This is a genomic window from Anaerolineales bacterium (genome assembly GCA_030583885.1).
In the GTDB taxonomy this organism is placed as follows: domain Bacteria; phylum Chloroflexota; class Anaerolineae; order Anaerolineales; family Villigracilaceae; genus Villigracilis.
This window is the reverse complement of record CP129480.1, coordinates 3,437,513-3,461,647: the sequence shown is the minus strand read 5'-3', so window position 1 is coordinate 3,461,647 and position 24,135 is coordinate 3,437,513. Positions and strand designations below refer to the sequence as shown.

20 protein-coding genes are annotated in these 24,135 nt (G+C 53.7%); 9 read left to right on the top strand and 11 right to left on the bottom strand.

The features are described 5' to 3' along the window. Positions 1 to 45: 45 nt before the first annotated feature. Positions 46 to 486, bottom strand: coding sequence for a response regulator (locus QY332_17370; GenBank protein ID WKZ35384.1), 441 nt, complete (start codon positions 484 to 486; stop codon positions 46 to 48). 299 nt (positions 487 to 785) lie between these two features. Between QY332_17370 and ppdK the strand changes: the two genes are divergently transcribed. From ppdK to QY332_17355, 3 genes are all read left to right on the top strand, one after another. Next, a complete protein-coding gene (gene ppdK / locus QY332_17365) occupies positions 786 to 3,611 on the top strand; it encodes a pyruvate, phosphate dikinase (GenBank protein ID WKZ35383.1) in 2,826 nt (941 codons plus the stop codon). Between the two features lie 104 nt (positions 3,612 to 3,715). Continuing rightward, positions 3,716 to 4,756, top strand: a complete 1,041-nt coding sequence (locus QY332_17360) for a hypothetical protein (protein WKZ35382.1) — start codon at positions 3,716 to 3,718, stop codon at positions 4,754 to 4,756. Between the two features lie 199 nt (positions 4,757 to 4,955). Continuing rightward, entirely contained in the window at positions 4,956 to 6,032 is a 1,077-nt protein-coding gene (locus QY332_17355; GenBank protein WKZ35381.1) for a hypothetical protein, read from the top strand. Between the two features lie 3 nt (positions 6,033 to 6,035). Here QY332_17355 and hemW read toward each other — a convergent pair whose 3' ends face one another. Beyond that, the gene (gene hemW, locus QY332_17350; GenBank protein WKZ35380.1) at positions 6,036 to 7,259 is read right to left on the bottom strand and encodes a radical SAM family heme chaperone HemW; all 1,224 of its coding nucleotides are present in this window, start codon (positions 7,257 to 7,259) and stop codon (positions 6,036 to 6,038) included. Positions 7,260 to 7,646: 387 nt separating this feature from the next. Here hemW and speD point away from each other — a divergent pair, with 387 nt between their 5' ends. The 4 genes from speD to QY332_17330 all read left to right on the top strand — a co-directional run bounded on the left by speD (position 7,647) and on the right by QY332_17330 (position 15,249). After that, positions 7,647 to 8,030 (top strand): adenosylmethionine decarboxylase, encoded by a 384-nt coding sequence (gene speD / locus QY332_17345; protein WKZ35379.1) that lies wholly within the window; start codon positions 7,647 to 7,649, stop codon positions 8,028 to 8,030. A 9-nt stretch (positions 8,031 to 8,039) separates the two neighbouring features. Next, positions 8,040 to 8,870 (top strand): polyamine aminopropyltransferase, encoded by an 831-nt coding sequence (gene speE / locus QY332_17340; GenBank protein WKZ35378.1) that lies wholly within the window; start codon positions 8,040 to 8,042, stop codon positions 8,868 to 8,870. A 171-nt stretch (positions 8,871 to 9,041) separates the two neighbouring features. Beyond that, positions 9,042 to 11,963, top strand: a complete 2,922-nt coding sequence (locus tag QY332_17335) for a hypothetical protein (GenBank protein WKZ35377.1) — start codon at positions 9,042 to 9,044, stop codon at positions 11,961 to 11,963. Between the two features lie 43 nt (positions 11,964 to 12,006). Continuing rightward, entirely contained in the window at positions 12,007 to 15,249 is a 3,243-nt protein-coding gene (locus QY332_17330; protein WKZ35376.1) for a right-handed parallel beta-helix repeat-containing protein, read from the top strand. On the opposite strand, the gene QY332_17325 is transcribed toward QY332_17330, so the two are convergent. The 4 genes from QY332_17325 to pdhA form a co-directional block, all read right to left on the bottom strand. Then, a complete protein-coding gene (locus QY332_17325) occupies positions 15,197 to 16,024 on the bottom strand; it encodes an MBL fold metallo-hydrolase (GenBank protein ID WKZ35375.1) in 828 nt (275 codons plus the stop codon). The two genes, QY332_17330 and QY332_17325, sit on opposite strands and share 53 nt — an antisense overlap. Positions 16,025 to 16,039: 15 nt before the next feature. Beyond that, on the bottom strand, positions 16,040 to 17,305 hold the full coding sequence (locus tag QY332_17320) for a dihydrolipoamide acetyltransferase family protein (GenBank protein WKZ35374.1): 1,266 nt from the start codon (positions 17,303 to 17,305) through the stop codon (positions 16,040 to 16,042). Continuing rightward, positions 17,305 to 18,279: an alpha-ketoacid dehydrogenase subunit beta gene (locus tag QY332_17315; protein WKZ35373.1), complete on the bottom strand. Its 975-nt coding sequence runs from the start codon at positions 18,277 to 18,279 to the stop codon at positions 17,305 to 17,307. The genes QY332_17320 and QY332_17315 overlap by 1 nt, the downstream gene beginning before the upstream one ends. 76 nt (positions 18,280 to 18,355) lie before the next feature. Next, on the bottom strand, positions 18,356 to 19,315 hold the full coding sequence (pdhA, locus tag QY332_17310) for a pyruvate dehydrogenase (acetyl-transferring) E1 component subunit alpha (protein WKZ35372.1): 960 nt from the start codon (positions 19,313 to 19,315) through the stop codon (positions 18,356 to 18,358). A 651-nt stretch (positions 19,316 to 19,966) separates the two neighbouring features. On the opposite strand from pdhA, the gene QY332_17305 reads away from it, so the two are divergent. After that, the gene (locus QY332_17305; protein WKZ35371.1) at positions 19,967 to 20,143 is read left to right on the top strand and encodes a hypothetical protein; all 177 of its coding nucleotides are present in this window, start codon (positions 19,967 to 19,969) and stop codon (positions 20,141 to 20,143) included. Positions 20,144 to 20,218: 75 nt separating this feature from the next. Here the strand turns inward: QY332_17305 and QY332_17300 are convergent, their stop codons facing one another. Continuing rightward, entirely contained in the window at positions 20,219 to 20,914 is a 696-nt protein-coding gene (locus QY332_17300; protein WKZ35370.1) for an SH3 domain-containing protein, read from the bottom strand. 89 nt (positions 20,915 to 21,003) lie between these two features. Here QY332_17300 and QY332_17295 point away from each other — a divergent pair, with 89 nt between their 5' ends. After that, a complete protein-coding gene (locus QY332_17295) occupies positions 21,004 to 22,143 on the top strand; it encodes a HEAT repeat domain-containing protein (GenBank protein ID WKZ35369.1) in 1,140 nt (379 codons plus the stop codon). Positions 22,144 to 22,151: 8 nt separating this feature from the next. Here QY332_17295 and QY332_17290 read toward each other — a convergent pair whose 3' ends face one another. Genes QY332_17290 through QY332_17275 form a run of 4 tightly spaced genes read right to left on the bottom strand, consistent with a single transcriptional unit; the run spans position 22,152 to position 24,129 of the window. After that, positions 22,152 to 23,069, bottom strand: coding sequence for an alkaline phosphatase family protein (locus tag QY332_17290; GenBank protein WKZ35368.1), 918 nt, complete (start codon positions 23,067 to 23,069; stop codon positions 22,152 to 22,154). After that, complete coding sequence (locus tag QY332_17285) at positions 23,066 to 23,632, bottom strand: class I SAM-dependent methyltransferase (protein ID WKZ35367.1); 567 nt, start codon at positions 23,630 to 23,632, stop codon at positions 23,066 to 23,068. The genes QY332_17290 and QY332_17285 overlap by 4 nt, the downstream gene beginning before the upstream one ends. Further along, a complete protein-coding gene (locus QY332_17280) occupies positions 23,629 to 23,862 on the bottom strand; it encodes a thioredoxin family protein (GenBank protein WKZ35366.1) in 234 nt (77 codons plus the stop codon). The genes QY332_17285 and QY332_17280 overlap by 4 nt, the downstream gene beginning before the upstream one ends. Positions 23,863 to 23,874: 12 nt before the next feature. Further along, entirely contained in the window at positions 23,875 to 24,129 is a 255-nt protein-coding gene (locus QY332_17275) for a hypothetical protein (protein WKZ35365.1), read from the bottom strand. Positions 24,130 to 24,135 lie beyond the last annotated feature (6 nt).

The following is a 24,135-nucleotide window of genomic DNA, read 5'->3' as shown; positions in this document are numbered from 1 at the left end:
CCGCCGCTGGTACAGCGGCGGGCATGTTGGTTAAGCATAAGCAGGCTATAGGTGGGATGGCTGCGGCTGTGTATGGGGGAGCGCCTCAGTTTTTTTTAAGCTTGATTTGTCCAGCAGGGAGCCGGTGGTCTGCCGCACCATTTTTCTGATGTGGGCGATGAGTACGCTGCTCGGCACAGGTTTGACGAGGAAATCGTCTGCGCCTGCGTCCAAAACACCGGCAACCATGCGCGGATCGTTGATGGCCGAGAGGATGAGGATGGGCGCATTGCTGAATTGGCGTATGGATTTGCAGACCTGCCACCCGTCCACGTCGGGCATCATGAGGTCAAGCAGTATGACATTTGGATGCTTTTCCCTGGCAAACTGGATGCCTTCCGAACCGCTGTTGGTTGGGATCACATCAAATCCATGGGTTTTGAGCAACATGCTCATCAACTCGGTGATGGCGGGGTCATCGTCGATTACAAGAATTTTTGTCGTCATATGTTTTTACCGTGGTGCTATTATCTCTTATTTGTATCCCGCCGTACTTTGCAATGTATTTACAGCTTAAACCCGGGTGGTATGACCCATGTTGCCTGGAATGGTTCGCACTTGATTGGAGCTGAACCCTGCCCCGGGAAGCCTCTGGAACGGGTGGGCGCATTGGGTAATTTAAGGATTGGATTGATATCTGATTATCTGGTGATATTTGTCATGTGTAAAGTGGACTGTTTTTGGTAAAATATTTCACAATCAAATTATGAAACTACCAAACAATTTATTCCTTGTAGGAGGCTGAAATGATCAAGTGGGTCTATCTCTTTAATGAAGTGAAAGAGGCTGAAAAGGTTTCTCGCGGTTCATGGGACGCTGTCAAGGCACTCGTGGGCGGCAAGGGGTCGGGTTTGCTGGATATGACGCGGGCAGGGGTTCCAGTTCCGCCGTTTTTTACCGTGACGACCGAAGCATGTAACGCGTATCAGAAATTGGGGAAATTTCCCACAGGGTTGTGGGATCAGGAATTAAAGGCATTAAAAGCAATTGAAAAGAAAACAGGCAAAAAATTTGGCGACCCCAAAAACCCGTTGCTGTTATCGTGCCGTTCCGGCGCAAAATTTTCGATGCCCGGCATGATGGATACGGTATTGAACATCGGATTGACGGATGAAACGGCGGCGGGCATGGTGGCGTTGACGGGGAATCCGCGTTTTGTGTATGACTTGTACCGCCGTCTGGTTGAGATGTTCGGTTCCGTTGTATTGGGAATTCCCGATGAAGCATTTGAACATCCCCTCGAGGCATACAAGCAGCGTAAAGGCTATACACTGGATACTGACATGAATGCCGAAGACTGGCAGGAATTGGCCGGAGTGTTCAAGGCTGTGGTCAGGAAGGAAAAGGGGTTTGATTTTCCGCAGGATCCATTCAGGCAATTGGAACTGGCGACGGAGGCGGTTTTCAAATCCTGGAACGGCAAACGCGCCATTGACTATCGCAATGCCACCGGCATTTCCCACGATCTTGGGACGGCGGTCAATATCCAGACGATGGCATTCGGCAACATGGGGGAGGGCTCTGCAACAGGCGTGGCATTTACCCGCAATCCATCCACCGGCGAGAAAAAGATGATGGGCGATTTCCTCTTCAATGCCCAGGGTGAGGATGTGGTCGCGGGCATCCGCAATACGCTTCCGATCGAAGCGTTGAAGGCGGACATGCCCAGGGCGTACGACGAGTTCATGAAGATCACCGCGCGTTTGGAAAAGCATTACAAGGATATGCAGGATGTCGAATTCACGATCGAAAACGGCAAACTGTGGATGCTGCAAACCCGCAACGGCAAACGCACCGCAAAAGCCGCAGTCAAGATGGCTGTCGACATGGCGAACGAGGGCCTGCTCACGAAGGAGCAGGCCGTGGAGCGCATCACCCCTGAAAATGTGGATACGCTTTTACATCCGCAGTTTGACGAGCAAGCCAGGGATGCCGCAAAAAAGTCCGGTGCGCTGATCGCCAAAGGCGTGAACGCATCGCCCGGCGCTGCCGTTGGGCAGATCTATTTCGATGCGGACACCGCCGAAAGATTCGCGAAGGAAAACAAGCAGGACACCATCATGGTGCGTCCCTTCACCAAGCCGGATGACGTGCATGGCATGATCGCCTCCAGGGGCGTATTGACCAGCGAAGGTGGTGCAACTTCTCATGCAGCGGTTGTCGCACGTCAGTTCGGTATTCCATGCGTGGTGGGCGCATCCGCGATCAAGATCGATCTGGATAAACGTCTTATGACCGTCGGTGAAACCATTGTGCGGGAGGGCGAATGGATTTCGGTGGACGGCACATCGGGGCAGGTCTTTGTTGGAAAAATTCCCATGTCTACCCCTTCGATTGAAGAACAGGTTGAGCTGATGACCTTGCTCAAATGGGCGGATGCGGTTTGCGCGCGCAGGGATGTCCGGGTTGCCCCCAAGGGCTGGCCCACACGCGGCTTGCAGGTTTGGGCAAATGCCGATTACCCCAAGGACGCCCGCCGCGCCCGCTCGTATGGTGCCGTGGGTATCGGTCTCTGCCGCACCGAGCACATGTTCTTTGAGCCTGAGCGCCTGCCCATCGTACAGGAGATGATCCTCTCTGAAACTGGCGCAGGACGCACGTCCGCGCTTGACAAGCTTCTGCCGTATCAGCGCAAGGATTTTGACGGTCTCTTCGAAGCGATGGATGGCTGCCCGGTCATCATCCGCCTGATCGACCCGCCTCTTCATGAATTCATGCCGGATGAGGAAAAACTATTTGAAGAAGTCATCACGTTGAGAGTGAAGGGTGAAACCGAGGGCTTGAAAGCCAAGGAGGATCTGCTCGCCGCGATCAAAGGCATGCATGAATCCAACCCGATGATGGGCATGCGCGGCGTTCGCCTTTCGATTGCCATGCCTGAAATCGTCGAGATGCAGGTGCGCGCCATCTTCGAAGCCGCGGCAGATTGCACAAAACGCGGCGTCGTTGTCAGGCCCGAGATCATGATCCCGCTGACGGGGACGGTCAAGGAATTGGAATGGATCCAGCCGCGCCTTGAAAGAATCGGTTCAACCGTGATGAAGGAAAAGGGCGTCCGGTTCGAGTATAAATTCGGCACGATGATCGAGATCCCGCGCGCGGCGGTCACCGCAAGGGAAGTTGCCAGACAGGCACAGTTCTTCTCCTTTGGAACGAATGACCTGACCCAAATGACCTACGGGTATTCCCGTGATGATGCCGAGCGCAATTTCCTGATCACCTATCAGGAACAGGGCATTTTGGAAAAGAATCCCTTCCAGACGATAGACCGCGACGGCGTAGGCAAGCTGATGGAATGGGCCATCAAGGATGGGCGTGAAACGCGGCCGGATCTCGAAGTGGGCATCTGCGGCGAACATGGCGGCGACCCCGACTCCATCGAGTGGTGCCATATGATCGGCAACAACTATGTCTCCTGCTCGCCGTTCCGCGTGCCGATCGCGCGCCTCGCATCGGCTCATGCGGCCTTGAAACACCGGCCGGGGAAGGTTGCGAAAAAGAAATCCCCGCAGGGGAAGAAGCCGGTCAGGCAGGCCGCGCAGAAGGTTGTGAAGAAGAAATCGAAGAAATAGAATAAACATCCCCGTCGAAAGGCGGGGATGTTTTATAGCCCTTTGGTAATATTGCTTTTCAGCAGATAACTGGCATAATAAGGCAAAGGAGATGAGTTATGTACATGAAATCCCGTTTAATTTTCATATTTGCCGCCTTGATGTTGATCATGCAGGCATGCAATATGCCGGGTTCAGGCCAGCCTGCTGAAACGCCAGTGCCGCCGACATCGGAACCGCCGCCTGTCGAAGCACCCGCATCCCAGCATCAAATGATCCCGATTTCCGCACCGGATGCAAAACCCTACCCGGATGTTGTTTCCTCTGAGACCGCCCCCGAAAAACGTGCCCCCTATGGCGATTCATACGACCTCAACCGTCTCGAACGCCCTTTCACACAGGATATGACCTATGTCCCCGATCTGGATATCACCGCTTTTAGCATCAGCGAGGATGGGGACTGGTACTATGTATCCATTGGGCTGGTCGGGAAAGACCCCAATAATCCCCTTGGTATACAGTACGCCGTGGAATTGGATACCAACCGCGACAGTTTCGGTGATTTTCTCATCCTTGCCGGGCCGCCTTATGCAGAGGAATGGACGGCGGCAAACATCAAGGTTTATGCCGATACCAACCGCGACACGGCCGGGCTCTCGGCGTCCAAGTCTGATGCGCCCTTCGACGGCGACGGGTACGATGAATTGATCCATGACATTGCAGCGGGAATAGGTGATGACCCGGACCTGGCCTGGGTGCGCATCAACGCAGGTACTTATGCCACCGTCCAGTTTGCCTTCAAGAAATCCTTTGCCGGCAGCGCCTTTCTGTACGGCGTACTGGCGGATGGTGGATTGAAAGACGTCACCCGGCTTGATTATGTGGATTACTTCACTGAAAAAGAGGCTGGTTCGTCAGTTCGACGTAATACCAACTATCCGTTGAAGGAGCTATATGCGGTGGACAACACCTGTTTCCAAGCGTTTGGATTCAGCCCGACCGGCTTTGAACCGAAGATTTGCCCGGTGATTATCATCGAAGCACCAACAAGTGAACCCGGTCAGCCAACCCCACAAGGCTGCCAGTTGAATGATGCCATTTGTGCGTCGCAGGGCGCGGGTTACTATTTTGATCCGGCAGATTGTTCATGTAAATATTTTGGTTAGCGGGCTTCATGGGGAATTGCCCGGCTATATAAAACGAACAAAAACTCTATTTCCCAATAGCCCGCCAAGTTTGTTAAACCTGAAGACCTCCGGAACCTCGGAGGTCTTTACAGGAAGCACACCGGCATGCATGGGTCATCGATACTAAACCTTGCGTTTCAGATTGCAATGGTGGTACTCTTATCGCGAGGAGATAGAGATGAAAAACAAAACCCGTTTTTTCTCGTTTTTTGCGCCATTGCTCATACTTGCCCTGGCGTGCAACCTGCCAGGCTCCAACTCGCCGGACGCCGATGCAGCGGTCATCCCTGTTGATGTGTCCCCGGAATCCGAACAACCGCCGGAAGGATCAGAAGCAACGACCGTCACGCATGTGGAATTCCCCGCCTCCGCCCCGGGGGCAAAGCTGTTCTATGACGCCGAGTCATCCGGCACTGCGCCTGAGAAGCGCGCTCCCTATGGCGATTCCTATGATATCAACCGCCTTGAACGCCCGTTCCTGCAGGATATGACCTATCTCCCCGACCTGGATATCGAAACCTTCAGCATCAGCAGGGATGCGGATTGGTATTACGTGTCCATCCGCCTGATGGGCAACGACCCCAATAATCCGCTCGGCATTCACTATGCCGTTGAGCTGGATAAAAACCGCGATGGCTTTGGTGACTTTATCATCCTTGCCAAACCGCCCTATACGACGGATTGGAGCGCAGGCAACGTGCAGGTGTTTGCCGACACAAACCGCGACACCAGTGCTATCTCCCCGGACCGTTCCGATGCGCCCATCAAAACCGATGGATATGATTCATTGATCTTCGACGGCGGGCATGGGGATGATCCCGACCTGGCTTGGGTGCGCATTAACGCAGCCCCCAATGCAACGGTCCAGTTTGCATTCAAGCGCTCCTGGGCAGGCAGCTCCTTTATGTTCGGTGTGCTGGCGGATGCCGGGATAAAGGATGTATCCCAACTGGATTATGTGGACCGTTTTACCGAGGAGGAAGCCGGGTCGCCCATCCGAAATAAGAAGGATTACCCGTTGAAGGCGCTCCATTCAATTGATAATACCTGCCGCGAGGCGCATGGATTTGAAGCAACGGGCTTCGAGCCAATGCTCTGCCCCAGGGAAATTCCCCCCACTCCCGCCCCCGGCTCCACCGGATGCACCAACCCCGGCCAGTATTCAGATCAGTCAAGTTGTGAAGCGGCTGCGTGCCTGTGGACGATCAACCCCAGTGTACTTATACTCGTTGCCTATTACTGCACGAATCCATAAGGATCATACGAACTTCACGAACACCTGATTCCCCACTAACCGTCCACGCCGGGTAAGCCTGAAGACCTCCGAAACCTCGGAGGTCTTTTTTTCAAGCAGGCCTGACTGGATCAATTCCTCAATTTCCCTTGGATGGATATCCAAAAGCCCGCTTCCGAATCTCAATCTGAAATCTGATTCAACAACCCCGGCCTGTACCAGCCTGAGGTTGTTGATCATGTAATCGGAAATGTCATCCTGTCGCGTCTGTTTATGCTGGTTGACAGTGGCGGGGGTGAGGGGATAAGTACCATGTAGCGGTTGGCTGTTAGCCTTTAGTCTGTCAATATAGGTTTTGATTCTTAATACATTGGAATAGCGGTATCCGCCCGCATATCCGTGCGCGCCGGCGCCGAGGCCGAGGTAGGGAAGTGAGCGCCAGTATTGGAGGTTGTGTTTGCTGGCCAGAGACGGAAAGCCGCGATCTGCGTACTGCTGACCATTGCCCAAGGCCCAATTCGAGATCTCGTACTGCGCGTAGCCGCTTTGGGTAAGAAAATCCATCGTCCATTCGTACATATCGGCGGCGAGGTCTGGGTCTGGGAGCGGTAGTAACCCTTTATCTGCCCATTTGCCAAAGGGAGTGCCATGTTCCAGCGTGAGCGCGTACGCGGAGATATGCTCCGGCTGTAATTCCAGCACGCGTTTGACGGTGGTCTGCCATGATTTCAAAGTCTGTTCAGGCAGGGCGTAGATCAGGTCGAGATTAAGATTTCCAAATCCTGCCTTCCGTGCAGTGGATACGGCTTCGATAACGGTAAAGAAATCATGTTCGCGTTCGAGCATGCGCAGTTCTTCAGTGTTCGCAGACTGCACGCCGAAACTGATGCGGTTGATGCCCGCCTTGCGGATGGCGTCCAATTTGGCGGGGGAGATCGTGCCGGGGTTGGCTTCGATGTTCACTTCCGCGTCAGCGGACAGGGCAAAGGCGGAGGACAATGCCGACATGACGGAATCAAATTGAGGTCCGCAAAGAAGCGAGGGAGTTCCGCCGCCGAAAAACACAGTTGGAACGTTGAAGATTGTAAAGTTGGAATGTTGACGTCCGATGAATTCGATTTCTTTGAGTAGGGCATCCACATAGGCGGGGATCATCGCATTCTGGCCGGCGTAGGTATTGAAGTCGCAGTAGGCGCAGCGATGTTTGCAGAAGGGGATGTGGAGGTAAATGGATGTATCAGGTGTCATGTGCGGGGTTTCAGGTTCTTTATTTTGAATTTAACCACACTTCCAGATTTTCTCGCTGTTTTTCGGCCTGCATTAAATCATTTGTGTGAAGCGGTTTTGCATCATCTTTATGACCTGCAGAAACCCTGCCATGACGATTTGGATTTCAAACGGGGATTGCAGTAAAAAATATTCACTGGCTGAAAAGATTGACACTGCGCCAGCGCGTAGTATAACTGCGCCCGTTGAGTCTGCTTGAGGACCGTTTCACTCGCACCCAAACAACAGTTGAAAATTCAGTGGTTGTTTGGGTGCTCGTTACGCCGGGAAGACATCCTGCGGATCGTTTTGAAATGAAAAGACGGTGTCTTCAGGCGGGTTCTTTACTCTTTAACACCGGAGGTGTGAGTGAATGCCACTTTGAAACTGGGAGAGCATTATATTTTCGATCTCTCCGACTGCAACCCTGAGATCCTGATGGACAGCGAACGGGCGTATTCGCTCTTTGCACAAGCCGTACGCGACAGCGGGTTGACGGTTGTGGATGAAGGCTTTTATAAATTCAGCCCGCACGGCTTTACCTGCTTCTTTTTGCTGGCAGAGTCGCATGCGAGTTTACATGCCTGGCCCGAGTATAATTACTGTGCCATAGATTTATTTACCTGCGCCATCGGTCAGGATTTCATGCCTGTGTTGATGCGTCTCAAACAGGCGTTCGGCGCGGACGATTTCGCTCTGCGCAAACTGGACCGCGAAGCATCCGTTGAAACCAAACTTCCCTTTGCCGCATAAGGACATTGAATGAGCATCTGGTTCACCGAAGAGCTGCACCCCTATTATCGCAAGGGCATCCGTATCAAACGCATCCTTGCCGATGAGCAGACGCAGTATCAGCACCTGCAATTTGTCGAGACGGAGTTCTTCGGCAATGCGATGATCCTCGACGGCATCATCCAGCTCACCGAGCGCGACAACATGGGCTATCACGAAATGATCGTCCATGTGCCCATGCTTGCGGTTGGAGAACCAAAGCGTGTGTTGATTGTCGGCGGCGGGGATGGCGGCTCATTACAGCAGGTGCTGCGATATCCTTCTGTGCAAGAGGCTGTCGTCTGTGAATTGGATCAGCGCGTAGTGGACCTCTCTCGTGAACACTTTGCCGCTTCCTTCGGGGACCCGTGGGCTGACCCTCGCGCCAACCTGCTCGTTCGGGACGCCTTCGGCTACCTCGAAGAGAACCCCGCTCAGTTCGATGTGATCATCTCCGACACCACCGATCCCATCGGCATGGCGGAGCGTCTGTTCTCGGACGAATTCCAAAAGTTGATGGTGCGCGCCCTCGTCCCCGGCGGCGCGGCGGCGACCCAATGTGAACAACCCTTCTTCGACACCGAATTGATCAAGACCATGTACCAATCTGCCAAAGCGTTGACGAAGACCCCCGCGTATTACTACGCCAACATCCCCACCTACCCGGGCGGCGGAATTGGATTTATGTACGTATCCAATGCGCCATGGGAGAACGGTTTGAAAACGCCCTACCCGCCCGGGGAGAATAAATACATCAACCCTGATATCCATAAGGCAGCCTTTGCCCTGCCCGAGTTCTTCAGGAAGGAATTGTACGGATAAGAAAGACGAGTCTTCAAGTGTCATGTTTGGAGACTTTTTTTGTGATCTTTGTTCGGTATAAAGGGTTGAAAAATGGAATGAATTTGAAATAATTAAATACTCCGTTGCGTATGTATGATGGAAGTGTGGAGGAAAACAGCGGGTTATTTCCACCTGTGTAAGGAGTGAACCATGAACCTCAACCATATCAACAAATTCCGGGGCGATGCATGTGCAGTTCTCATGGCACTGCTGCTTGCATTTCCCAATTCCACAGGCTTTGTCCATGCCGCGCCGGGGGATGTGACGCGGGTTTCGGTTTCCTCGAGCGGCGTGGAAGGAAATGCATTTTCCTATTCCGGGCAGATCTCTGCAGATGGGCGCATTGTTGTTTTCTATTCGGACGCGAACAATCTTGTGGCGGACGATACGAACGGTCACACCGATGTTTTTTTGCGAAATCTGCTTTTGGGCACAACGGTGCGCGTTTCGCTGAATACGAACGGCGAGCAGGGCAACAGCGGCTCGGGCGGTCCATCCGTTTCGGCGGACGGGCGTTTTGTGGCATTTGAATCAGACGCCAGCAATTTGGTGGAAGGGGATACAAACGGTTTCGTTGACATCTTTGTCAAGGATATGCAGACGGGGAGCGTGGCCAGGGCGTCTGTTGATTCAAGCGGCGGACAGGCAAATGGCAATTGTTCGTATCCGTCCATTTCCGGCGACGGGCGCTACGTGGTGTTTGCATCCGAAGCGAGTAATCTCGTCGTCAATGATACGAACGGCGCGGCGGATATCTTCATCCATGACTTGCAGACAGGCATTACAAGCGGGGTATCCACCGCAGGGAATGCCGGCTCATCCGATGCGGATATTTCACTGGATGGGCGCTTTGTGGTCTTCGCGTCGGGCGCAAGCAATTTGGTTGGCGGCGATACCAACGGCAGGACGGATGTCTTCGCCTACTCAGTGCAGACGGGGCAGATCACCAGAGCCTCGGTCAACTCGAGCGGAGAGCAGGCGGATAAGGGCGCGAATGAGCCCTCGATCTCCGGTGACGGACGCTACGTGACGTTTTCCTCTGAATCCGAGAATTTAATGAGTACGCCGACCGAGGGATTTACATATGTGTATGTCCGCGATCAGGTGACAGGTGAGGTTTCCGTGGTCTCGTTCAAAGATGGCTATCCCATGTATGGCACGGCGGATAGCTCGGTCATTTCGGCGGGCGGGCGGTATATTGTCTTCTCATATGACGACAGGGGCGACAGCATGCCGACCCGCTGGCTGTACATCCATGACCGTGTGGCAGGCATGACACTTTCCTCTATAGTGGGTGGTGGCAGCGACGGCGCAGATAACCCCATTCTCCCATCCATTTCCGGCGATGGGCGTTTCCTTGCGTTTGCGTCTGGTTCTAATTCCCTGATGCCGGGGGATACAAACGGGGTACGGGACATCTTCGTGAAGGAGATCGCATATTCGGCCGACCTCAACCCGACCGTCCTTTCGACGATGCATGGATGTCCGAACGGGTGTAATTCACCGGCAGATCAACTGGTTGATTTTTTGGTCAAGTTTTCAGAACCAGTGACGGGTGTGGATGTGACCGACTTCGCGCTCACCGTCGGCGGGGGAATCAGCGGGGCAGTCGTGACAACTGTCAGCGGGGAGGGCAGCGATTACATCGTCCGCGTGGATACCGGGCTCGGTAATGGCACGCTTCGGCTGGATGTCATCGATGATGACAGCATCAAAGACCTTGCTCTTAATCCGCTTGGCGGCCTGGGAGCCGGCAATGGAAATTTTACGGCGGGTCTTGAGTACATGGTCGATAAAAGTATTCCGACTGTTGCAAGCATCCTGCGCGTTGACCCGAACCCAACCGCGGCGGCAAGTGTTCGTTTTACCGTGAATTTCTCAGAACCTGTCAGCGGTGTGGATGCCGGTGATTTCTCGTTAACAGCGGACGGGATCACGGGTGCATCTGTGACCGATGTAAGCGGTTCAGAAAGTGCCTATACGGCCACAGTGAACACAGGTACTGGTAATGGAACGCTGCGGCTTGATGTGATCGACAATGACAGCATCCTCAATTCCGCCGGTGTTCCGTTGGGCGGTGTGGGGATCGGTAATGGAGATTTTACAAGCGGGGAGACGTATATCATTGACAGGAGCGCTCCCACAGTGATCAGCATTCTGCGCATGGATTCGAATCCGACCCCCGCCTCAGTTGTTCGTTTCAGCGTTATATTTTCAAAACCTGTGAGCGGGGTGGACAGCGGCGACTTCCTGTTGGCCACGAGCGGTGTCAGCGGCGCTGCGATGACCGAAATCCTTGTTTCAGGCAATGCTTATTATGTGACGGTCAATACCGGCACGGGTAACGGATCCATCCGTCTCGATGTGGTGGATGATGACAGCATCACGGACTCTGCCGGTCATCCGCTGGGTGGGGTGGGGGCAGGCAACGGCAGCTTCAATTCCGGTGAAGCCTATACGATCAATAAAATAGCGTATACCACGCGTACTGAAAAATTCCGGTCCAATGGAAAAAATGACGGCTGGGTGCTTGAATCGAGTGAAGACAGCAACCTGGGCGGCTCCAAAAATTCAACCGCGGCGACGTTCAATCTTGGCGACGATGCTCAGAACCGGCAATTCCGCGCAATCCTGCATTTTCCCACTCATTATCTGCCCGATAATGCCGTGATTACGCAGGCGATCCTGATGCTAAAAGGTCATGACCTGGTTGGGACGGACCCCTTCACCACGCACGGCAATATCTCGATAGACATCCGCTACGGTCCATTTGGCACGTTTGGTCCCTTTGGAATTAAGGCATTGCAGGTGTCGGATTTTCAGGCACCTGCAAGCGGGACTTCAATGGGTCTGATCCAGAACAACCCCGTTGGCGGCTGGTATTGGGCAATGCTGGATAGGTCCGCACTCCCCTATATTAATTTAACCGGCACAACCCAACTCCGCCTTGCATTCGAGTTGGATGACAATAACGATCTTGGGGCAGATTATCTGGTATTCTTTAGCGGTGACTATGACGATCAACGAGACCGCCCGCATTTATTGATCGAGTATTACATCCCGCGATGGTAGGGACAATACCTGTATTGACCCGGCGGTTAATTAAGGAGTGCGGATGAAGGCTTCCGGTTATTTAAAAGGACCCCCGCGATTCATTTCCATATTTATTCTGTTGATCCTGCTGGCAGGTACCGCGCCTCCAGTGGCTGCGGATTCAAACGGGATTGGGAAGGCCGCCTTCACACAGATCAACCTGGTGGCCAATATCGAGACCGTTGGTGTGGTGGTGAGCGGTTCAAGCCTGCCGAAGAAGGCGGATTTGATGTATCGCCGCGCCGGCGAGTCGACCTGGCGAACAGGACATCCGCTCATGCGGATCGATGACGGGCGGCTGGTGGGCAGTTTGTTCGGGCTTTTGCCGTCCACCGCATATGAAGTTAAAGTTGTGGATGGGGGATTGGAAATCAACGGTTCGGTCACCACCCAGCCGGATGAGCTTCAGTTCACGCCATCCTCGATCATCCATGTTAATAAGAACGCCCAGCCCGGCGGGGACGGATCCCTTGCTGCGCCGTTTCAAACCATACAGGAGGGTGTGAACCGCGCTGTGGCGGGGACGCAGGTGCTGGTTGCAGACGGTATCTATCGTGAGAATGTCACATTCCCAGCCTCGGGAACTGCCGGGAATTGGATTCAGATCAAGGCGGAGGGTGGAGGCGCAATTCTGGACGGCGCGGAAACCCTTGCAAAGGATTTCTGGAATCCACATGAGTCCAGACCCAACATATGGTTTACGAAGATCGGACCCGGCATCGCATATCTGGCGCGCGACCAAAAGCGATTTTACAATTACGATGATCTTGCCGGGTTGATGAATGCGCGTGGTCATAACGGAGTGGATATGAAGGAGGGCTGGTATTACGAGCAAGGCACATCCAGACTCTTTATCCGCATCCTGGATGATCCTGCAAATCATACCTGGCAGGTCCCGCGCCTCAACCATGCCTTCGATGTGGACGGGCGTGACTGGATCTGGATCGAAGGCTTTGAGATGAGGTTCTACGGTACGAATACGAATGGCTGCGGTGTGTGTACATTGAATGCATCTCACGTGGTGATCCGTAGAAACAGAATCCACAACCTGCAGTTGGGAATTTTCATCAACTGGACCGGCGGCGATGACCGCGGGAACAACACGCGTATCGAATACAACGAGATATATGATCCGCCGGTGAACGAATGGCCCTGGAAGGCGGTCAAGAGCTCCTCGATGGAGGGGACTGCCATTGTCCTGCGGGGACATATCGGCGCGATCGTGCGCGGCAATGAGATACATCATTTTTTCAACGGCATCTACACCGGCTCATCCGGCGCGCTGGAGAATCCCGCGGTTGCGTTCGATGCCGATATATACAATAACCGCATCCATCATGTCAGCGATGACGGCCTGGAGCCCGAGGGCGCATGTATCAATCAGCGTTTCAGGAACAATACAGTGGACACAATGCTGGTCGGCATTTCGCTGGCTCCCGTCACGTATGGTCCTGTTTGGGTGATGCGCTCGACCTTCACGAACTTCAGCGGCACCAGCATCAAATGGGATTTGAACTCCGACGGCGTCGTGTTGATCTACCACAACACAAGTTGGACCAATGCCGGTGGACTGAATGCGATGAGCATGATTCGTCCTGTGCATAATGCGGTGATGCGCAACAATATCTTTCAAGGCAATGGCTATGCCTTCGAAGGGGCGTTTACTGGCTCGACTGGTCATGATTGGGATTACGATAATTGGAACACCACGCGTGCCAGCCCGCATTTCAAGTGGGAGAATGTCAATCATGCAACCATCGCAGATTTATGCAAAGCCACGAGGCTCGAATGTAACGGCCATGAAAGCCCGCCCGGGTTGAGCAGCCCAGGCAGCGGTAATTTCACGCTGCTTGCCACAAGCCCCAATATAGATCGCGGGGTTCCCATTCCCGGCATCAACGATAATTTTTCAGGCAGTGCACCGGATCTTGGTGCGTTTGAATCGGGGTTTGGCTCGCCACCCCCAGCCACGGACACGCCTCCTCCTCAGGCGGATGTGCCCGTTGTAAAAAGCATCCTTCGCGCAGATACCGATCCGACTTCTGAGGATGTTATCCGCTTTAACGTGAGTTTTTCAAGGAATGTCAGCGGTGTGGATACGGGTGATTTCACGTTCGCCACGACGGGAAATATTTCAAACGCGTATGTGGTGGAGATCAATGGTTCCGGTGATATGTATTCGGTGGTGGTCAACAGCGGTTCAGGGGAAGGCACACTGCGGCTTGACCTTTTGGATAATGACAGCATTCTGGATGACTCAAATAATCCGCTTGGCGGTGCTGGTGCAGGAAATGGAAATTTTACGGCAGGCGAGACCTACATGATCGCCAAAACCGCCCCATTCGTGACCTCCAGTCTGCGTGCCGACCCAAGCCCCACCTCCGCTGACACGATCCGCTTTACAGTGGGATTCTCGAAACCCGTCAGCGGTGTGGATCCTGCCGATTTCGTGCTGACAGTTTCCGGCCTGAGCGAGGCGGTCATCACCGATGTCAAAGGCGTTGACAGCCTCTTTATGGTCACGGTTAAAACGGGGAAGGGCAGCGGTTCGATCCGTTTGGATGTGATCGACAACGATACCATCGTGGATGCTTTCGGCATTCCACTGGGAGGCACAGGGGTGGGCAATGGTGATTTCATCGCGGGGGAGGCGTACATCATGGACCGCAGCATTCCCACCCGCGTAACGTCGATTTTCTTTTCGAACGGGAACAATGATGGCTGGGTGCTTGAGTCACAGGAGAACAGCAATCGCGGCGGAAGCATGAATGCCAATATGCAGACCTTTCGGCTTGGAGACGACGCGAAGAACAATCAGTACCGTGCGATTTTGGATTTCCCCACCGCTTCCCTGCCGGATAACGCGGTGATCACCCAGGCGATTCTGATGATTCAGCTTCAGGGTATGGTTGGAACCAATCCATTCAATACCCACCACTATATCTGGATCGATGTTCGTCAGGGTGCCTTTGGGAGTTTTGGTCCCTTTGCGATTGGCGCCTTGCAGAACTCGGACTTTCAGGCGCCAGCCAGTGCGTATTCGGTTGGGACGATCCAGAACAACCCGGTGGGGAATTGGTACTGGTCCCTGCTGGACGCGAAGGCGCATCCGCACATCAACCTGAAAGGCTCAACGCAATTCCGTCTCGGCTTCCTGCTCGATGATAATAACAATAAAAAGGAGGATTATCTGTCCTTCTTTAGCGGGAATTTCAGCGGGATGATAGACCGTCCGACGCTGCTGGTGGAATATTACGTGCCGTAGGTTGACTATCAAAATAATCTAAAAACATGTGACTGGCGGTCATCCTGACTTCGGGGTAATCGGCTGCAAACTTTCGCAGGCGCGGCATGTAAGATCCCAAAGCAAAGCGGATCAACCAGCCGGGAATTTCATCATGGCGGAAATCCGCCGCCGCGTCCGCGCAGTGGAAATGCCAGCCGTCACCAGTTTTGACCACGATCCCGCACATCCCAACCGAATGATACGGCATGGGGACGAAATACATCTCCGGCTTGAACCCTGTGATGCAAATTGCGTTGAAGTCGAACCATTTTTCCCCAGTCTCTTCATAAAATACAAGGTCTGGTTTGTGTGCAAGGTGACGCGGAACATACGCCGCACTGAAGAACCCCTTCCTGTGGATGAAGGCATCATATTCCTTTTTGTAGACGTGAACCTGCGAATGGGGAAAGTCCGCCAGTCCGCCGCAGTGGTCGAAGTGCATGTGGGATAAGATGATGTGCTTTATATCTTCGGGTTTGTATCCAAATTTCTGAACTTGATTGACCGCTGCTTCATTCCGGTCAAAGGGCATGGAAGTCAGGATGCGGAAAATTTTTGTGATCCAGGTGGGATTGGAATAGTCCTGTAATCCCAAACCTGTATCCACGAGCGCAAGTCCACGATTTGTTTCGATCAACAGGCAGACCAAGCCTGTTTTCCAGCTACTCGGAAACCGCGCATTGCAGGTGAATCCATTGAAGATGCGGATGGACATATGGACAGTGTAGCACGAAAAAGACAGGCCACGTTTCAAACGTGACCTGCTTAGCTAGACTAACATCCGAATGGGGTTTTCTAAAAACTCAGCCAGTTTCTGCATGAACTGGGCGGCTTCTGCCCCGTCGCTGACGCGGTGGTCAACGGAGATGGTGGCTTTCATGCGCCAGCCGGGTTTAATCTTGCCGTTTTCGATGACCGGCACTTCCCGCGCGGAGCCGACAGCCAAAATGGAGGCCTCGGGCGGGTTGACAATGGCGATGAAATTCTCCACATCATACATGCCGAGGTTGGAGATGGAGAAGGTCGAGCCTTCGATATCATCGGGTTTGACCTTGCCATCGCGCGCGCGCGCCACCATCGCTTTGATCTCGTTGGAGATCTGACGCATCGGTTTCTGGTCCGTGTCCTTGTGTGCGATGGTCAGGAGACCGTTTTCGACTGCGACGGCAATGCCCACGTTCACCGCGCCGTGGCGGATGACTTTGTCACCGGCAAAAGATGCATTCAAGTTGGGAAATTCGCGCAGGGTCAATGCCACGGCTTTGACGATGAAATCATTGACCGAGAGTTTCTCGTCATCGGGCAGAAATTGGTTGACTTCCTTGCGCAGCGTCATGGCCGCGTTCATCTTATATTCGTGGGTGACGTAAAAATGCGGAACGCTGGTCTTGGATTCGGTCATGCGGCGCGCAATTGCCTGACGCAGTTTCGTCAGTTGGACGGTTTCATCATCATGCGAAACAACGACGGAAGATGGAGCGCCAGCCTGCCGGCTGACTGTTGACGGCTGTCCGCTGGAAAGCGCGGCTTCCACATCCTTGCGGACGACACGTCCGCCGGGACCCGTTCCTTGAATGGATGCGAGATTTACACCATTATCTTTCGCGACTTTTCGTGCAAGCGGACTTGCCTTCACGGGACCATCGTCAGCGGGGGCAGAGGCTTGGGTTGTTGAGGCAGGTTTCTCCTGAGTCTGCATCGTCCCCGAAGGGGGAGCCGCAGGCTTTTCATCCGACTTTTGACCTTCGACGTTCGACTGATCACTGGTCACTGGCTTCTGTTCACTGACAACTTCACCAGCTTGTCCCACCACCGCGATCGGGGCGTTGACGGGCACCATGGAGCCTTGTTCGGCGATCAATTGCAGAACGACACCGCTGGCGGAAGACTCAACTTCAACGGTGGCTTTGTCGGTTTCGATCTCGGCGAGCACGTCGCCCTTGTTGATGGTTTCGCCCACCTGCTTGACCCAGCGGACGAGCAGACCTTCCGCCATGTCGAAGCCGAGTTTGGGCATATTGATGGTTTCAGCCATTATTTCAAGACCTCCTTTGCCGCGGTGACGATGTCATGGACTTGCGGGAGGGCGGCTTGTTCGAGTGTGCGGTTGTAGGGCAGCGGTACTTCCTTTTGCGCAACGCGGATGATGGGTGCGTCCACATAATCGAAGGCTTCTTCGTAGATGCGGCTGACGATCTCGGCGCCGACACCGTACGACTTCCAGCCTTCTTCAACGACGATGGCGCGGTTGGTCTTCTTGAACGATTCGAGCACGGGTTCCATATCGAGCGGGCGCAGGGTGCGCAGGTCCACGATCTCGGCTTGGATGCCTTCCTTCGCGAGTTCATCCGCCGCTTTCATGGATAGCTCAAGTCCCTTGCAGTAGGTGACGATGGTGAGATCGCTTCCTTCGCGCTGGATCTTGGATTTTCCAATTGGAATGGTGTACTCACCTTCGGGCACTTCACCGCGGACTTGATACATGGTGGCGTGTTCGATGAAAAGGATCGGGTCATTCGAGCGAATGGCGGATTTGAGCAACCCCTTGGCGTCTTCTGGCGTGCCGGGGCTGACCACTTTCAAACCCGGAAAGTGCGCGAAGACCGCGTCGGGAGTCTGTGAGTGGGTGGCGCCGAGTTGGCGTCCGCCGCCGCCGACAGCACGGATGACGAGCGGCAACATGAACTGTCCGCCGAACATGTAGCGCAGTTTCGGCGCCTGATTGACGATGTAGTCCATCGCCGAGAAAGCGAAATTGATCGTCATCAATTCGGCCACAGGGCGCTGCCCGACCATCGCCGCGCCGATCGCGCCGCCGATGATGGCGTTTTCCGCGATGGGGGTGTCTTTGATTCGGTCAGGTCCGTACTTGTCATAAAAACCTTTGGTGACGGCGTACGTACCGCCCCAAACACCGACTTCCTCACCCATGATAAAGACGGCGGGGTCGCGGTCCATTTCTTCCATTAAGGCTTGCGAGATCGCCTCGCGCATTGTGATTTTTGCCATTGCGTGATTCCTTCAGCACGAAGGGTCACAAAGGGTCACTAAGGTTTTCCTTTGTGTGCCTTCGTGTCCTTTGTGGTTAATTATCCGCGTATACATCCTCGAACAACGCCTCTATCGCGGGTTCGGGGGAGGCTTCGGCAAATTCGACCGCTTTGACTACCTCCTCTTCCACGCGGGCTTCGATTTCATCCAACGCCTTGCGGGAGGCGACTTTCTTATCCAGCAGGTACTTGTTGAAAATACCGATGGGGTCGTTTTCCTGCCACTTCTTTACTTCTTCGGCTTTGCGGTAGCGTTCGGGGTCGCCCATCGAATGCCCACGGAAGCGGTAGGTGTCGATCTCAAGGAAGTATGGCTGACCTTCCTTGCGGACGAAGTCCATGGCTTCCTTCGCGGCTTCGTAAACTTTCATCACGTCCATGCCGTCGACTTGGCTGTTCTTCATGCCATAGCCTTCCGCTTTCTGGCGGATCTCGTTCACAGCGGAGGCGCGTTCCACGGAGGTGCCCATGCCGTACTGGTTGTTTTCACAAACCCACAGCACGCGCAGACCCCAGGTCTTGGCGAGGTTGAGCGCTTCATGGAAGTAACCGATATTGGTCGCGCCATCACCGAACATACAGATGGTGATGTTATCGTTCTTGGCGTATTGATCACCGATGGCGAATCCAGCTGCCACAGGCAGATGCCCGCCGACGATGGCATGTCCGCCCCACATGTTCTTGGACACATCCGCCATGTGCATCGAGCCGCCCTTGCCCTTGGACATGCCCGTCGCCTTGCCGAGCAGTTCCGCCATCACTTCATTGGCAGACATGCCGCAGTTCAACGCCACACCGTGGTCGCGGTAGGCGGTGATCACCCGGTCGCGAGGCTCGCGCGCCGCGATCAAACCCGTCGAAACAGCTTCCTGCCCGATGTACAGGTGCATGAAACCGCCGATCTTGCCAGCCTGGTACAGTTCCGCGCCGCGTTCTTCCACACGGCGGATCAGCACCATCTGGTAATAGAGATCTAACAATTGTTCTTTCTTCATTATGTGGAAACTCCAGTAAGAGGGTTGCAGGCCCGAGGGCGCGATGCGCAATTTAAATGGGTGCTTAGGAAAACAACACCAAAGACCTGCCAGCGTTATGATTCCTGTAAACCGAATCGGGGATTATATCAGAGAAAAATTGCCCGAATTTGAGTTTGATGGTTTTTGAAAGCCCGGAAAATCATCTGCACGGAAATATTGAAATTTCATCCACATGTGCGATAAAAAATTGTCCGACAGAACGCCTTTTCTTTTTTCAAAGGAGAGTGAGATGAGACTTCCCCCCCCCTAAAAACATTATGTTTGTGATTTCCATAGTGCTTGGTTTGCTCAGCCAACCTGGTATTTTGACGATACTCCCCATATCCGCCTTCTGGCTTCTATTCCTCGGTTTTCTTCCCCTCGTACTCGGCCTGTTGGTTAAGGGTCTCTAATTTTATTCACTGGCGGACGGAATTGCTCCCTGCGCGATGCAGGGAGTTTTTTACTATCGGGGCAAGGAAGGTGTCATATCTCCCCCAAATGGCGTAGATACAAATCAACCAGTTGGGGGGTGTGACCGGAGGGTGTATACAATAGAATAAAATAGGACTTTCGCCCAAAGGCAGAAATTGCCAACGATAACCATCTATTATCTCAAGGAGAATGATCATGAATCTTAAACTCTCAGCACCCAAAGAAATTACTTTCTGGATCGCCGTCGTTTTAGGTCTGCTCGGTTTATTCAGCTTCCTCGGTGTTTTTTCGCTGCTCCCGATTGAGGCTTTTTGGCTTTTATTCATCGGTTTTGCTTTACTCGTGTGCGCGGTTGTATTTAAGAATCTCTAACAAGAAGCCACTGGTGGATTCATAACTCCCCGCGCGACCGCGGGGAGTTATTTTTGTTAATGCCATGACGTGTTTTTATTTGCAGGCGGTGACGATCTGAACCGCCCGTTCCGAGATGCCGTTCCCGTTGACGGCCTCGATCTCATACGTGATATTTTTATTCAGGGGGGCTTTGGTGTCCTTGTAGTTGTATTTGCCCGCTTTTACTTCAATGAGCTGTTTGCCGTCCCGGAACAGGCGGAAACTGGTTTCTCCGCCGCCGCCCGACCAGCCAAACGATACGGTAAATATTTTCGGACCGGGCTGGCAGAGTTGATCGGTCACACGAAAATTTTGAGGGCGGTAGGGTAAAGGCGGTGCATCGCCAATGGGGACGGTACTGAAATCGGAGTTCGCTGAGGCGTTCTCATGGAATATCCAGCACTGCCTCCCGGTGGGATTCACCACCTGCCACCAGGTATCCCCATCATTGCGCCCGATCACCGGCAGCACCTTATTTTCAGTGATCTGGTCAATGATCACATAATAGGTGCTGGGCCCCAGGCGGCAGTTGGAATTTTTCGTGAGCGTGATCTCCGGCGGCAGGGACGGAGTGGAAGTTGGAGGAATCACCGTATCAGTCGGCGTGACGGCTGGCGCCTCCTGCAGGGCGGGCAAAGTGGGTGTATTTCCGGCGGGTGGATTTGCATTCCCCGCACCCGGCAGATTACAGGCAAGCATCGAAACGATCAGAACAGCAACCAATAAGGTTAATCTTCCAGCTGTTTTCATGGCGGACTCCTACTGTCTGAATGGGCACTTCCAAATCATAGAACACCCCCACCGACGTTTCGATATGAGTTTCAAAGTAAAATAAACCCATGGACTGGTTCACCAACCCCGGACAAAACGAAGCCAAAAGGTTGATTTCAAAGCTTGGCGATTCCAGCAAACGCGAACGCGTTGCAGGCGACTTGATCCTACTGGGCGCGGAGGCTGTCCCGCTCCTCATTGATGCGCTTCAGACTCAAGACTTGAACCTGCTCCCAGTCTATCAGCATATCCTCGCCCGAATCCCCTCCGCCCTGCCCGCACTGACAAGGACCCTTGCTAGTGCGCATCCGCTCGTCCGCGGGCGCACCGCCGAAATTTTTTCCATCACCAGGGATAAAAATGCCATCCCCGCCCTGCTCGAAGCGTTGAAAGGGGAGTACTTCACTGTCCGCTCGCGCGCCGCGCTGGCATTGGGAAACATCGGTGACGCCGGTGTCATCCCCGCATTGTTTACCCTGCTCAAAGACAGGGAGGACGAGGTCCGTATTGCGGCCTGTACAGCGATCGGCCAATTCCGCGATCCCTCCACATTTGACGAAATCACGAATATCCTGCTGGACGATATGAAGATCGAAGTACGCCAGGCAGCAGCGAAAGCTCTGGGTGAAACGAAACACCCCGCCGCCATTCCTTTTTTGATGGAAGCCTTGCGCGATTCCTACTGGTGGTACGAGAAGGAGGAGGCTGCGCTTGTTTTGTTAAGCGCCATTGAAAATATGGGCGCTGCCGTCGTCGAGCCGTTGATCGATGCGCTGGGAGACAAGGAAGTCACGGTCCGCAAATTTGCGGCGATGGTTTTGGGAAATCTGCGGGACATTCGCGCCCTTGAAGAACTGGGGATGACAGTCTACGATTTGCATCACGAGGTCAGTCAGGCTGCAGCGGAGTCGCTCGCCAAATTTGGCGCACCAGCTGTCGAGGTATTGGGTCAAGCGTTGACTCATCCGGAGGCGGCCGTGCGCGCGCACGCGGTCATCGGCTTGGGGAAAATCCAGGATATGCGCGTGGCACCGCTATTAATTGAAATGCTGCGCGACCCGGAGCGGGCTGTGCAAAAACAAGCCATGCAATCGCTTGGGGGATTAAATGACGAGCATGCCCTGCATGCCCTTAAGGAAATTGCTGCCGACCGTTCAGACCGCGAAATTTCAACGTTTGCAAAACAACTGCTTGAATCAATGAAGTGACAGTCCCTTTATATTCCCAGAAATAAATTGATCGCGGGGGCGATGCCTGTCAGGTCGTGAATATCCTTCTGAAATTCAGTTCTTTTGTTTTTATCCCCAAATAACAAAAGCGGAACATGCGCAGCCGTGTGCTTGCGCGTGGACAGATCTTCCATGTTGCCGTGATCGGAGCTGAGTACGATCAGATTTTCCTTTGCCTGCCACGCTTCGATCAGCCCTTTCAACACCCCATCCAGGGTCTTGAGCTGGCGGACAGCCCAATCCATGTCCTGTTTGTGACCGGCATAATCACTTGCCCAATATTCGAAGAACGAAAAATCATATTGGTCGGCAAGGCTGGCTAGTTTTATGCCTGCCGCCTGCGGTTTGAATAAGGGTGCATCGGAAAAGCCGAGAAATTCATGCCATCCAGCGCCTGTGAAATCCGCGGAGAGGGCCTTGCCTGCGTAATAATCCCTGTCTGTAAAGAGGGGAATGCCTGCATTTGTCAGCGCGAGGGGGATGGAGGAATACAGCCGCCTGCCCGAATCGATCCCGTCAAAGTAGCGCGGGGGATAGGCGTTGAGCAGGGAAGTCTTTTTGCCGGCTTTAATGGTTTTGGAAAAAATGGTTTTGCCATCCAAATATTCTGCCACTTGTGGATTCGGTTTTGGACCGTAGTGATAACCGAGTTTGGCGGGGATGTTGATGCCGGTCAGCAATACAGCCTGTCCCGTTGCGGATTGGGGCAGGCCTTTTACGCCGAGGCTTGCATCCACCGCAAGTACGGAGGCCAGTTCGCTTTCGTATGGCGCAGCACTCTTCGTCAGTTTTTGTCCGCCAAGCAGGGATTGCAGATATGGCATGTCTGCACGCGCGAAGGGATTGGTTTCAGGGTTGTCTTCGCCAAGTCCAATGCCGTCGAGGAATAGGAAGAGGATTTTCATGCGATTTGATAAAGGAACCAGGCAGAGGGACGTTCGCGTTTGTCAAAGCCGTCCTTGCGGGAGAGCAGGGTCAAACCGCGGGCTGAGATCAGGTTAAGGTCTGTGTCAACAAGCCCGGGACCGGGCAGCTGCGAAGCGGGCTTGAAGAATCCGTACATCAGCCAGTATCCGCCCGGGGCGAGGATGCGGGTCAGCTGAATCAGATAATCCGCCTTGTTTTCTATTCCGTGAAAACAGCCCATATCGAGGGCGAGGTCAAATTGACCGTACACTTTTTTCATTTGGGTTGCATCGTCAATGAAGAGGTCTGCCTGAAGGCCGGCTTTTTTCAGTTTGCGTTTTGCAATCTGGATGGCGCGCAGGGCAAAGTCGAAGCCTGTCACCTGCCAGCCTGCATGAGCCAGCGCGATGAGGTTCGTGCCTGTGCCGCAGCCAATGTCAATGGCGCGCCCGGCCTTGTAGTGCGTAATGAAATCGTAGAGTTCGGGGGGTGAGACGCCGCTATCCCAGGGCGCCCTGCCGAAATAGGAAAGATTGAATTTCAGGCGGCGAAGAAGGTTCATTTGAGGGAGTCGCGTACTTTTTGCGGATCGAATTCGCCGACCGTGCGCCAGACTTCATTGCCCTGTGCGTCGAAGAAAATAAAGGTGGGGGTAAATTCAAAGCCGTATACGGGCGCGAGTTCCCTGCCGACCGTTTCCTGGATGTTCACGCGGATGATGTGGATTCTTTTGCCGATGCTGATCTCGTTATCGAGTTCCTTTTCAAGCTCGTCAACGACGGGCTTAATCATGGTACAGCCAATTCAATACGGCGATTGGAATTCGAGCAGGACGGGCGTGCCGGCGCCGATCATGGCCTGCACCATTTTGGCATCCTCCATGAGCGGGGTCTGGCGTGGATGTAAAACGACCCAGGCTGTCACAAGCCCTGCAACAATGACCCCAAAAGCGAGGTAGTCATTCCACTTTGGCTTGTGCGTCAGCAGGATAAGTCCGGCGATCAGGGTAAACCCGGCAGCTATGGAAAGAAAGGAATATTGATTGGCGATTAAATTCACAGTGCC